10 protein-coding genes are annotated in these 12206 nt (G+C 66.3%); 2 read left to right on the top strand and 8 right to left on the bottom strand.

Translation table 11 applies throughout. The features are described 5' to 3' along the window. Positions 1-10 precede the first annotated feature (10 nt). The 6 genes from tcuB to LDO41_RS12235 all read right to left on the bottom strand — a co-directional run bounded on the left by tcuB (position 11) and on the right by LDO41_RS12235 (position 6355). The gene (gene tcuB / locus LDO41_RS12260) at positions 11-1195 is read right to left on the bottom strand and encodes a tricarballylate utilization 4Fe-4S protein TcuB (protein ID WP_223988383.1); all 1185 of its coding nucleotides are present in this window, start codon (positions 1193-1195) and stop codon (positions 11-13) included. Further along, positions 1182-2639: an FAD-dependent tricarballylate dehydrogenase TcuA gene (gene tcuA / locus LDO41_RS12255; RefSeq protein WP_223988381.1), complete on the bottom strand. Its 1458-nt coding sequence runs from the start codon at positions 2637-2639 to the stop codon at positions 1182-1184. Before tcuA ends, tcuB begins: the two co-directional genes overlap by 14 nt. 181 nt (positions 2640-2820) lie before the next feature. After that, entirely contained in the window at positions 2821-3762 is a 942-nt protein-coding gene (locus tag LDO41_RS12250) for a LysR family transcriptional regulator (protein WP_223988379.1), read from the bottom strand. A gap of 62 nt (positions 3763-3824) precedes the next feature. Beyond that, the gene (locus tag LDO41_RS12245) at positions 3825-4538 is read right to left on the bottom strand and encodes a 4-carboxy-4-hydroxy-2-oxoadipate aldolase/oxaloacetate decarboxylase (protein WP_223988377.1); all 714 of its coding nucleotides are present in this window, start codon (positions 4536-4538) and stop codon (positions 3825-3827) included. Then, positions 4535-5263 (bottom strand): PIG-L deacetylase family protein, encoded by a 729-nt coding sequence (locus tag LDO41_RS12240; protein ID WP_223988375.1) that lies wholly within the window; start codon positions 5261-5263, stop codon positions 4535-4537. Before LDO41_RS12240 ends, LDO41_RS12245 begins: the two co-directional genes overlap by 4 nt. 78 nt (positions 5264-5341) lie before the next feature. After that, complete coding sequence (locus LDO41_RS12235) at positions 5342-6355, bottom strand: tripartite tricarboxylate transporter substrate binding protein (RefSeq protein WP_223988373.1); 1014 nt, start codon at positions 6353-6355, stop codon at positions 5342-5344. A gap of 146 nt (positions 6356-6501) precedes the next feature. On the opposite strand from LDO41_RS12235, the gene LDO41_RS12230 reads away from it, so the two are divergent. Continuing rightward, on the top strand, positions 6502-7416 hold the full coding sequence (locus LDO41_RS12230) for a LysR substrate-binding domain-containing protein (RefSeq protein ID WP_223988371.1): 915 nt from the start codon (positions 6502-6504) through the stop codon (positions 7414-7416). Between the two features lie 19 nt (positions 7417-7435). Here LDO41_RS12230 and LDO41_RS12225 read toward each other — a convergent pair whose 3' ends face one another. After that, positions 7436-9547: an acetate--CoA ligase family protein gene (locus LDO41_RS12225; protein WP_223988368.1), complete on the bottom strand. Its 2112-nt coding sequence runs from the start codon at positions 9545-9547 to the stop codon at positions 7436-7438. Positions 9548-9652: 105 nt separating this feature from the next. Next, positions 9653-11008: an MmgE/PrpD family protein gene (locus LDO41_RS12220; protein WP_223988366.1), complete on the bottom strand. Its 1356-nt coding sequence runs from the start codon at positions 11006-11008 to the stop codon at positions 9653-9655. 188 nt (positions 11009-11196) lie between these two features. Here LDO41_RS12220 and LDO41_RS12215 point away from each other — a divergent pair, with 188 nt between their 5' ends. Then, positions 11197-12108, top strand: a complete 912-nt coding sequence (locus tag LDO41_RS12215) for a LysR family transcriptional regulator (RefSeq protein WP_223988364.1) — start codon at positions 11197-11199, stop codon at positions 12106-12108. The last annotated feature ends 98 nt before the right edge of the window (positions 12109-12206 follow it).

The raw sequence follows: 12206 nt of genomic DNA, 5'->3' as shown, positions 1-12206 counted from the left end.
TCTATCTAGTTCAATCAGAGCCAAGCGCCAGATCGCTGGGCCGGCGCTTCTCGATATTCCACTTGAGCAGCGCGGCGCTACGGAAGATGCCGTGCGCGAATTTGCCATACGGCAGCGTCAGGAACAGCGCCATGACAATGCCAAGGTGGATTGCCAGCAGCGCGGCCATCGCCGAGGTATCGCGGAACGCGAGCAGCGCGAGACCGCTCGCGCTGGTCAGCAGCAGCAGCGCGATAAAGCCACGGTCCATCGGGCGTTGTTCGAGATCCATCGTGCGCGGGTCGCGGCGCATGTTCAGCCACAGCAGTCCGGCCGGGCCGATCAGCAGGCCAATGCCGCCCGCGGTGCCCAGCAACACTGGCAAACTGAAGAACGGATACGGCGCGTGCAGGTCCAGCAGATAGTGATACAGCGTGGCCACCGCGGTGGCCGCGAAGCACAGCATGAAGCCGTAGAACGTGAAATGGTGAAACTTGCGGCGCGCGAGCGTGAATGCGTCGTCGTCATTGTTGCAGCCTTGGCCGTGCCCGCCGTCCAGGTACTTCAAGCGCAGCGCGTCATGAGCGGCACCACCGATCGCGGCGCCGCGCGCATCGTCCGGACGCTCGCCCGGCGAGACCTGTCGCCAGAAGCGCGTGACACCGATGCCAAGCGCCAGCACCGCGAACCCGAACACCACGCCGAACATCGCGGCCAGCAGGTTGTGCGGGAAGATCGCATAGAAATTGCCGGCCAGCGGCTCGTGCAGCAGCGTGCCGCGCATGCCGAGCACCATCAGCAGGAACAACGCGAGCCCCACCGCCAGCGCGAGCGCGGTGGTCAGGCCCGCGCGGCGATAGAGGCCGCCGAGCGCCGCCGGAAACGCGTAGTCGCCGTACGTCTGCACGCGCACCTTGGCCATGGCCTGCGGGATATTGACCGCGAATTCGTGCGGTGGTGCGTACTGGCACGCGTGGAAGCACGCGCCGCAGTTGTGGCACAGGTTGGACAGATAGTGAAGGTCGGCCTTGCCGAACTCCAGGCGACGCGTCATCGCGGGGAACACCGCGCAGAAGCCTTCGCAGTAGCGGCACGCGTTGCAGATCTGCAGCGTGCGGGCGACTTCGCTCTCGTCGGCGGTCAGGGTGCCGGCCAGCGTCAGCGCGCCCTCGCCCAGCGCCGCGGCCTCGCGCGTCAGCGCTTCAAGATGTTGCATGCTCGATGTCCTGTGATGCTTTGCTGGAGCGGGCAGTCGTGTTGCCTGCCTTCCCTGCCTTTACCGCCGCCGCTGCGTGAGCGGCTTCCGTGCCGGCGATGCGGCCAAACGTGGTGCCGATCGACATGCCGACCCCGGCCGTATAGCCCTTGCCGAGCACGTTGCCGGCCATCATTTCCCCGGCGACAAACAGGTTCTGGCTCGGCTGGCCGTCAAAGTGCACGGCGGCGCGGTCGTTGACCTTGAGGCCCAGATACGTGAACGTGATGCCGGGACGAAGCGCGTAGCCGTAGAACGGCGCGGTGTCGAGCGGGCGTGCCCAGTGCGTCTTGGCCGGCGTGACGCCTTCGGTATGGCAGTCGTCGAGCACCGTGTGGTCGAACTTGCCGACGCGGCAGGCGGCGTTGTATTCGTTGATGGTGCGCATGAACGTGGCCTCGTCGAGGCCAAGCTTGCGCGCGAGTTCGGGCAGCGTGTTGGCGGTGACGCCCGGGAACACCGGTGGCATAAAGCGGCCAACCGCCTTGGCGTCGATGATCGAGTAGCCGATCTGGTTCGGCTGCTGTGCCACCAGACGCCCCCAGATCGCGTAGCGCTTGGGCCAGAAGTCCTCGCCCTCGTCGTAGAAGCGCTCCGCCTTGTTGTTGAGCACCACGCCCAGCGACACGCAGTCGATGCGCGTACAGATGCCGCCGTCATACAACGGCGCGCGCGCGTCGATCGCCACGCAGTGGGACTGCGATGGATCGCCGATCGCATCGGCGCCGGCCTCGATCATGTACTTGAGCAGCACGCCCATATTGAAACGCGTGCCGCGGATCAGGAAGTTGTCGGCCGGCCATTCGCCGCGCTCGTTCTGGCCCCAGGCCTCGCGCAGCCATTCGCGGTTCGATTCGAAGCCGCCTGCGGCCAGCACGCAGGCGCGTGCCTCGATGCGCTCGCCCCCGATGCGCGCGGCCACGAAGCGGTCGCCATCGAGCTCGATCGCATCGACCGGCGCGTTGTAGCGAATCTGCACGCCGAGGTCTTCGGCGCTGCGATAGTACGCATTGACCAGCGCCTTGCCGCCACCCATGAAGAACGCATTGGTGCGCGCCACATGCAGCGCGCCCGACAGCGGCGGCTGGAAGTGCACGCCGTGCTTGCGCATCCAGTCGCGACAGTTCGACGACGCGCGGATCACGAGCCGTGCCAGATGTTCGTTGGTAATGCCGCCGGTGACCTTGAGCAGGTCCTGCCAGAATTCCTCTTCCGGATAGGCGTCGATCAGCACGTCCTGCGGCGCGTCATGCATGCAGCGCAGATTGCGCGTGTGCTGCGAATTGCCGCCGCGCCATTCGCGCGGTGCGGACTCCAGCAGCATCACGCTGGCACCAGCCTCGCGGGCCATCAGGGCCGCGCACAATGCGGCGTTACCGCCGCCAATGACAAGAACGTCGATCATGGCCGGACGTCCTTCATGGCTTGAGTGGGGATTGGGAACACAGTTCTAATCTTATGGAAGCGTGCCGGAACTGTACCGGTCACGCTTCCCCGTGCTAATCCCCTGCCCGGCATGGGGGCATCACGATTTGTGATACCCAGGCGGCCCTAAGCTTGTGGCTGCGATCGACCTCAAGAAAACGCTATGCGTCCAGCAGGCGGGCGCCGTGCCAGCCGCCGGAGCGGACCAGGCTGCGGGCGGTGTCGGCCAGCACCACGCGCAGGGCGAGCGCGGCCGGGGAGAGTTCGTCGTCGGAGAGGCTGCAGAGCAGGTTCTGGCGACCGACGTTGGGGTCGTCGATCTGCGCGAGGTGGAAGCGTTGTTCCGCGTCGGGGTAGCGACCGACCGCGGCCCATGGTTGCAGCGTGGCGCCGAAGCCCATGTCCACCGCATCCATCAGCATCGCAAGCGAGTCCACTTCCTGCACCACGCTCGGCACCACCTGCGCGCGCGCGAACGCGCCATCGAGCGTGCTGCGCAGGCCGTGCAGACCGGTAGGCATGATCAGCGGGATCTCGGCGAGGTCGACGATCGAAAGGCGTGTCGGCGGGTCAGCGCGGCCCTGTGGCAACGCCGCGCGCGAGCGGATCAGGAACAAGGTTTCCTCGAGCAGCGGCATCACGGTCCAGCGTCGCGCGGCGTTGGTGTCGAACAGCACCGCGAGGTCGAGCTGGCGCGCGTTGAGCATCGCGGTCAGATGGCCGGAGAGACTTTCCACCATGTGCAGGCGCACATCGGGATAGCGCTCGCGCATCGCGCGCATCAGCGGTACGCCGATCACCGATGCGGTGGTGGGCGCAAGCCCCACGCTGACGGTACCGGACAGTCGCGCCTGGTGCGCGGCACGCTTGGCCTGTTCCGCATGCCTGAGCGTGAGCTGCGCTTCGTGAAAAAACGCGAGCCCCGCCTCGGTCGGCGTCACGCCATGTGGCGCACGGCGCAGCAGGCGTGTGGACAATTCACTCTCGAGCCGGCTGATCTGCTGGCTGATGGCCGATTGCACCATGTCGAGCTCGAGCGCTGCCCGGCTCATGCTGCCGAGTTCGACGACGCGTACGAAGTATTGAAGCTGGCGCAGTTCCATGTCTCTCCCCTGTGCGCCACCTTATACCAGATCAGGCAGGGGGCACCGGGGGAGAGGCCACCTCAGGCTTCGTCAGCGCCGCTGTACCAATCCACCGTGTGGTCCGAATAAACCAGGCCCTTCGCGGCCAGCGCCGGGCGCATGTCGTACATATCCAGGCCCAGTACTCCGGAGGCCAGCATGTCGCGCTTCGATGCCTCCAGCGCCTCGCGTGCCGCCGCCTTCTTCGCGATATCTTCCGCCGCCGGCCGCGCCACCACCACCACACCGTCGTCGTCCGCCACGATCACATCGCCCGGCCGCACGTTCGCGCCCGCGCAAACCACTGGCACGTTGACCGCACCCACGGTCTCCTTGACCGCACCCTGCGCGGAGATCGCACGCGACCACACCGGGAAGCCCATCTGGTTCAGCACCGACACATCGCGCACCCCACCCTCGATGATCAGCCCGCGCGCGCCGCGCGCCTTCAGCGACGTCGCCAGCAGGTCACCAAAAAAGCCGTCCGTGCAGTCGCTGGTCAGCGCCACCACGAGCACGTCGCCCGGCTGAATCATCTCTACCGCGACGTGAATCATCCAGTTGTCGCCGGGATGCATCAGCGCGGTCACCGCGCTGCCCGCGATCGCCACACCCGATTGAATCGGTCGCATATACGGCTTCATCAAACCGGTACGACGCTGCGCCTCGTGCACGGTGGCCACGCCAGCCGCACCCAGCACTTCGATATGACGCGCCTCGGCACGCAGGATATTGCGATAGGCAATCGTCTTCATGCCAGCACCTCGCTAACCATCGGAAACACGCGGGCATAGCCTTCGCCATACTGGATCTTGCGATCGGAGTTGCGCGTGGCCTGCGCCCCACGCTGCAGTGCGACCCGCGTGTAGTACTCCCACAGATGCTCCTGCGCGGCCATTGTCGTGAACGCGCGCTGCTTCTTCTCCCATACCGACGAGATATCCAGCAGCACATCGGGCTTCCAGTTGCACTGCTCGGGCTGATGCGGCTCGAACAGAAACACTGGCGGCGCGCCGATCACCGGCACTTCGGGCTTGTAGCCATGTGCCTGCGCAATGACCCGCGCTTCCTGCGCTACATGCGTCGCCAGCGGGTGATCGAAGTTGTAGATGTCTTCGCGCGAATGGCTCAACACGAATTCCGGGCGCAACTCGCGATAGATATCCGCCAGCCGCAGCAGCGCTTCATCGGGAACCCGCATCGGATAGTCGCCGAGGTCGAAGCACTCGAGCGTGCCGCCGAGGATCGTGGCCGCGCGCTCCGCTTCCTCGCGACGTGCAGCCTTGACGCGATCCATCGTCATACCGGTCTGGCGCCACATCTTGGCGGACTCACCGCGCTCGCCAAACGACAGGCAAACAATGCGCACGTGATAACCACGCTCGGCATACAGCGCCACGGCGCCACCCGCGCGCCAGACAAAGTCTGCCGCGTGTGCGCTCACAACAAGGATGGAAGGCTTGGCTTGGATCTTGGACATGCTCGGAACGGATTGGGTACGGATAAGGGACGCGCGCCTGGCACCAGCCAACGCGCGCGCATGACGCTCGGCGGATAATCAGTCGGCCGTGATGTTGGCCTTGCGGATCACGCCAGCCCAGGTCGTCGTCTCGCTGCGGATGAACTGGCCGAACGCCTCGGGCGTACCGGACACGATCGTCACGCCCAGCTGCTCGAGCTGCTTGCGCACTTCGGCGTCGGCCAGCGCCGCATTGGCCGCGGCGTTCAGCTGCTTGACGATCGGTGCCGGCGTCTTGGCCGGCGCGATCAGGCCCCACCACACCGACGCGTTGAAGTTCGGCACGCCTTCCTCGCGCGAGGTCGGCACGTTCGGCAACTGGGCCGAGCGCTTGCCGCTGGCCACCGCGAGCGGACGCAGCGTGCCGGCCTTGATATGCGTGATCACTTCAAGCGGGTTGATCGGCATGAAGTTGATGCGCTCGCCGAGCAGATCGGTAATCGCGGGCGAACCGCCCTTGTACGGTACGTGCAGCACGTCGATGCCGGCCACTTCCTTGAACTGCTCGCCTGCCAGATGGCCCGAGCTACCGTTGCCGGCCGACGCGTACGCGAGCTTGCCCGGCTGTGCCTTGGCCTGCGCGATCAGTTCCTTGAGCGACTGGATCTTCGACTTGCCCGGCACCACGATCACCAGCGAGGCCTCGCCGATGCGCGCCACCGGCGCAAAGTCCGTGGCCGGGTTGAACGACAGCTTGCTGAACAGCGCGGCGTTGGTGGCCAGGCTGTTCGACGCCATCAGGATCGTGTAGCCATCCGCCGGGGCCTTCGCGGCCATATCGAGCCCGATATTGGTGCTTGCGCCGGGACGGTTGTCCACGATGATCGGCTGCTTGAGCGTCTCGCTCATCTTGTGGCCCACGGCACGGGCCACGATATCCACCGCGCCGCCCGCGGCGTAAGGCACGATCAGGCGAATCGGGTGATTGGGGTAAGCGTCCTGGGCCTGTGCGGCCACGCCGGTGAACGACAGCGCGGCGGCAAGGCCTGCCATCAGACCGGCCACGATGGTGCGGCGGGCTTGCGAAGGTGCGTGGGAACTGCTGCGTTGCATGATGGGATGCCTCATTGTTGTGCTTGTGCATGCATTCTCGGCACCGATCGTGATAGTGTCTAATATGTTTTCGACGTGCTGGTTATTGCGATTCGCTATAACCAACCAACCGCTCGGCCCTCACCGGCCTGCAAGCCGCCCCCATCATGGATTTCCGCCAACTGCGTTATTTCGTTGCCGTCGCCGAGGCGCTCAGCTTTAGTGAAGCCGCACGCAAGCTGCACGTCAGCCAGCCGCCACTTTCGATTCAAATCAAGGCGTTAGAGGACGAGTTGGGCAGTCCGCTGCTGGAACGCACGCGGCATAAAGTCTCGCTGACCGCCGCGGGCAGCCTGTTTCTGGAGAAGGCGCGCGCGGCCCTGGCCAACCTCGACGAGGCGCGCGATGTGGTGAAGCAGGTGGCCAGCGGCGAGACCGGCGAGATCCGCGTGGCGTTCACCGCGTCGGTGCCGATGCACGACGCGTTTCCGCGCGCGTTCCAGCGCTTTCGCGAAGCGCATCGCAACGCGATGCTGGAGCTCGTGCATATGTCCACGGGCCAGCAACTGCAGCAGATCGAACAAGGGGAGATCGACGTCGGCTTCCTGCGGCCCTCGCCACAGTTCCGGCCGCCGCCCACGATCGCCGTCAGAGAGGTGCTGGCCGACCGCCTTGTGGTGGTGGTGCCAACGTGGCACCCGCTCGCACGCGATACCGGGCATGCGGGGGGACCCGCGCAGGGAATCGCGGGGGGGATTGATATCGCCGACCTGTCGGGCGAGTCCTTCCTGCTGTTTCCCCGCGGGCTGGGCTGCGGTCTGTTCGACCATGTGACCACGCTCTGCAACCGCGCGGGCTTTGCGCCCCGCACGGTGCAGGAAGCCCGCGAAGCCACCACGATCATCGGCCTCGTGGCCAGCGGCGCGGGCGTGGCGGTACTGCCCGAGATCTATGCGCGCACCGGCATTCCGGGCGTGACGTACCTACCGCTGATCGGCCCCGACGCGGACAGCCGCGTATTGATGGCGCATCGCGCGGGGATGCTGTCGCCGATCATGGGCAGGTTTATGGGGTTCTTTTGACGCCGAGATGGCTGCTGCCTCAGCCCACCCTCACCACACAGTCCACGCCCACCACACCGTCCTCGCGCACGAACAGCGGATTCACTTCCGCTTCGGCGATTGTCACCTCCGTGACCGCCGAGAGGTTGGAGAACGCCACGATGGTTCGCGCCAGTGCATCCACATCGCCACGCGGCAGTCCGCGGAAGCCGCGGATCAACTGGGTCGAGCGGACCTCGCCGATCATCTCGTGGGCTTCGGCCAGCGTGACCGGCGCGGGACGCAGGCTCACGTCGCGATGCAGCTCCGCGGTCACGCCGCCGGCACTCAACATCACGATCGGGCCAACCAGCGGATCGTTGCGGTAGCCGAGCATCAACTCCAGCAGCCGGCTCTCCATGCGCTGCACGAGAATGCCGTCGATGCGCGCCTCGGGCACCGCGCCGCGTACGTTGGCGAACAGCTGGTCCGCCGCGCTCTCGAGCTCGGCGTTGTCGCGCACGCCGACCTTCACGCCGCCGACCTCGGTCTTGTGCAGAATGTCGCGCGAGCAGATCTTGGCCACCACCGGATACGGCACCGCATGCGCGAGCGAGGTCTCGCTGACGAGCGCCATCGGTGCGATCGGCACGCCTGCCGCCGCAAACACCTTCGCGGCCTCGAACTCGGACAAATCACCGGTGGTCGGCAACCCCCGCGGCCACACGATCGGTGCGGGCGTGGCCGTCACGGCATCGCGTGACCGCGCCGCGCGGAACAGACATGCCAGCGCATCGGCGCAGCTCTCGGGTGTGCGGAACGCCGGCACGCCCGCGGCCTGCAGCAGATCGAGCGACTGCGTGGCCTCCGGCGCGAGAAACGCCAGCAACGGCTTGCCAGTGCGATGCGACACCGCCGACGCCTCTACGATCGGACGCACCGCCAATTGTGGATGGAACTGCGCGGACGAACCCGCCACGCACAGCACCGCATCGCACCAGTCGCTCTCGAGGATCTGCTCGACCAGATCCTGGTATTGCGCGCTGGTCGCCGCCAGCGTGAGGTCGATGATCGGGGTCTGGCGAATCTTGACGTCGCGCGCGGCCATCTGCGCGATAAACGCATCGGGCGGCGCCACGGCATCCACATTGGCCAGACCGAGCCGATCGACCACGGTCGCGGCACCGCCGCCAGTGGTCGTGACCACCGCAATGCGCGGATGGCGGTCGAGCACGGGCACCGTCTTTGCATAACGGCGCGCCAGTGGCGCCAGTTCGAACAGCGCCTCCAGAAACTCCACGCGCATCGCGCCATGCTTGCGCAGGAATGCATCAACGGCGGCGTCGTTGCCCGCCAGCGCACCCGTATGCGATTGCGCCAATGCTTCGCCCTGCGCCGAACGGCCCAGCTTGTAGACCAGCACCGGCTTGCCCGCGGCCCGCGCACGACGCAGCGCGGGACCCAGCACGGCAGCATCGCGAATGGTTTCGAGAAACAGCAGGATGACTTCCGTGGCCGCGTCGTCCACCAGCACATCGACGAGCTCGCCCACGCCGATATCGCTCTCATTGCCCACCGACACCAGCTTGGCAAAACCGAGCCCACGCGCGGCGCCGCGCGACAGCAACGCGCCGAGCATCGAGCCGCTCTGCGACACCACGCTGATGCCCCCGGCGCGCAGGGAATCCATCTCGAGCACAGCATTGACCGAAAGAATCGCGCCGCTGTGCACATCGACCACGCCGATGCTGTTCGGCCCGAGCAGGCGCACGCCAAGCTCGCGCGCGCGTGCCGCCAATGCGGCCTGCGCGGCCACGCCGTCGCCACCGAGCTCGGCAAAACCATCCGAGAACACCGTCACCACGCTTGCCCCGCGCTCGGCGCACTGCTCGAGCACTTCAGGCACCTGGCGTCCGGGCACCATCACGAACGCGTGGTCGATGGTCTCGGGAAGGTCAGCAACGCGCGGATAGGCCTGTAGGCCCATGACCTCCGCGCGACCTGCATTGATCGGATAAATCGTGCCCTGATAGCCATGCTTGCGCATAAAGCGCAGCGGGCGCGCGGTGTTCTTGCTCTCATCGGCGGAGGCACCGACCAGCGCAATGCGCTGGGGCGTGAACAGGGCTTGGGCTAGCGCGGCGCCGGTGGCGTAAGGAGTCGTCTTGGTCATGAAGAAATGGTGTTCGGAGTGCGGGCGTGAGTTGCCCTCAACCCCGCCCCTCTCCCGAAGGAAGATGGGTGCAGGGTGGAGGGGAGCAGGCGTGAGGGAGAGCGCTCAGCCGGCTTTCAGGGCGGACAGCCCGAGCGCGCGCACGGGACGGTCGTCGAGCTGCCACAACGCATCGAGCAGCCGTGCGGCCGGACCGGCGCCAAGCACCGGCGCGCTCAACTCCATGAACTTGTCAGCCAGCGTCGCGTCGTCGAGCGGCGCTTCGGGATCGCCCTTGCGATACGGTGCGAAGTACGTGTGACACGCGCCGTCGACCATCTCGATCTCCACGCGCGCGGCGCGCTGACGCGGAAACGCGGCGGTCAGCTCCGCATCGGCCGTCAGCGAGACCTTCGTCATCAACTGACGAATCTGCGCGTCGACCATGCGCTCGGGCTGGAACGCATCGAGCCGCACTGCACCACGCAGGATGCCGTGCGCCACCACGTAAGGCAGGCTGAAGCGCGCCTCGAACGCGGTGGTAGGGTTGAAATTGCCGGTAACGTCGAGGGCCACCTGATACGTGGCCACGCGCACCGCCGCGATGCGGGCGGGATCGAGCGCGTGGTCGCGCACCAATTGCTGGGCCGCATCGATCGCGGCAAACGTATGCCCGCAGCAACCGTGATTCTTCTGCGTGATGCGCGTCACGTTGTAGTCGGTGCCAAGCCCTTGCGTCACGCCATCCCAGTCCGGCTTGCCACACAGCGCGGCGCCGAAGCCGGCATCGCCCTCGAGGATGTTGTACACACCGTTGACGCCATGCGCGGCGGCCTGCGCGGCCTGCACGCCCACTTGCGCGGCATGGCCGGCATGCAGCGCCTTGGTCATGGCATCGGAGCGGAACGCCTGTTGCAGCCCCGAGGCGAACGTTGCCGCCGTGGCCATCGCGTCGGCTGCCACGCGCGCATTGCCGGGCGCCACCAGCAATGCGCCGGCCGCGGCCGCGCCGAAGCAGCCGACCGTGCCGGTGGTGTGGAAGAAGCGATAGTGCGCGGGTTGAATCGCGGCGCCGATGCGCGTCGACACTTCATAGCCCGCGATCACCGCGCGCAGAAAGTCGGTGCCGGTCGCATCCACCTGTTCGGCCAACGCCAGAGCCGCCGCGATGGTCGGGCAGCCCGGGTGATACACCGCGTCGCGGAAGATGTCGTCGAACTCGGCCGCATGCGAGGTGCTGCCGTTGATCCATGCCGCCAGCGCGGGAAACGCATGCGTGCCGTGACCGATGATGGTCGAGCGGCCCACGCCGAGTTCTTCGCGATGCGCGGCCACCAATTGCTGACCCGGCGCGATCTGCACGCCGGCCAACAGCGCGGCGAACCAGTCGACGACCGCGCGGCGCGCATGATGCAGTGCGGCATCCGGCAATCGCGACGACGCTTCGCGTCCAACATAAGCGGCAAAATCTTCGATGATCATGGGTGGTGCTCCTCGTGGTGCGGGCGTCTGCGGCGCCCGTCGGCTAGCTGGAATGCTTCCCATGTTAGGCACGCCGCACGGGCCAGCTTTGACTTTTGGAGAAAGCTCGCGAGATTCCGCGGGATTCCATCAGTTCGGCCACAAGGTGCATACTGCGCACGCTGCCACCGTTACTGTCGCTCTCCCCCATGGACATTCCCTCGCTCCTGATCCTGATTGCCGCCGTCGAGGAGAAAAGCCTCTCGCGCGCGGCCGAACGCGAGAACCTCGTGACGTCCGCAGCCAGCAAGCGCATTGCCGAGCTCGAACGCCGCGCCGGCACCGCCCTGCTGCGCCGCCACGGCCGCGGCGTGGAACCCACGCCCGCCGGCGCGATGCTCTACCAACGCGCCAAGGCCATCGTGCGCAGCGTACAGCTGGCCCAGGACGCGCTCACGAGCTTTTCCACCGACGGCACGGCCAAGATTCGGTTGGCGTCGAACCGCTCTACCGTGCTGCAATTCCTGCCCACCGATATCAGCGGCTTTCTCAAGCGGGTACCTGAGGCGCGCATCGACCTGATGGAAGCGTTCAGCTTCGATATCCCACGCATGGTGTCCAACGGAGACGCCGATATCGGCATCTATCATGCGCGCAGCCCGAGCCCCGGTGTGTATTCGCTGCCCTATCGCAAGGATCGCGTGGGCCTGGTGGTGCCGCGCGGCCATCCGCTCGAGGCCAAAGGCTCGCTGCGGCTGGAAGAGGCGCTCGACTACGATTTTCTCGGCTATTTCCCGCGCCATACGTTCGATCAGTTCCTGACGCTGGTGTCGGGCACGATCTCGCGCCCGCTCACGATCAAGACACAGGTCTCGAACTTCGAGGCGCGTTGCCGCATGGTGCGCGAAGGCCTTGGTATCGCGGTGGTGCCCGAGGGGATCGCCAAGAACTATCTGCAGATGATGGGGCTGTCGCTGCTGACGCTCAACGACGAATGGGCCGTGCGCGAGTTCCACGTATGCGTGCGCGATCGCGACAGCCTGCCCGGGGCCACCGCGCAATTGCTCGAGTACCTCGCGCACTGCGCCGCGATGGAGCAGCATTTCCAGCGTCCGCGCTGAGGGCATGCACAGCGAGAGACCGCGGGATTACCCGCATCAGTTTGCCGCCTTGTTGGATACATTGCACGCGACGACACCATGAACGCAGCGTTTCTCTT

Origin of the sequence: Cupriavidus pampae, from assembly GCF_914271485.1 — a bacterium.
Classification (GTDB): domain Bacteria; phylum Pseudomonadota; class Gammaproteobacteria; order Burkholderiales; family Burkholderiaceae; genus Cupriavidus; species Cupriavidus pampae.
Note: the sequence above shows the minus strand (reverse complement) of the source record. Positions and strands in the feature narration are given on the sequence as shown.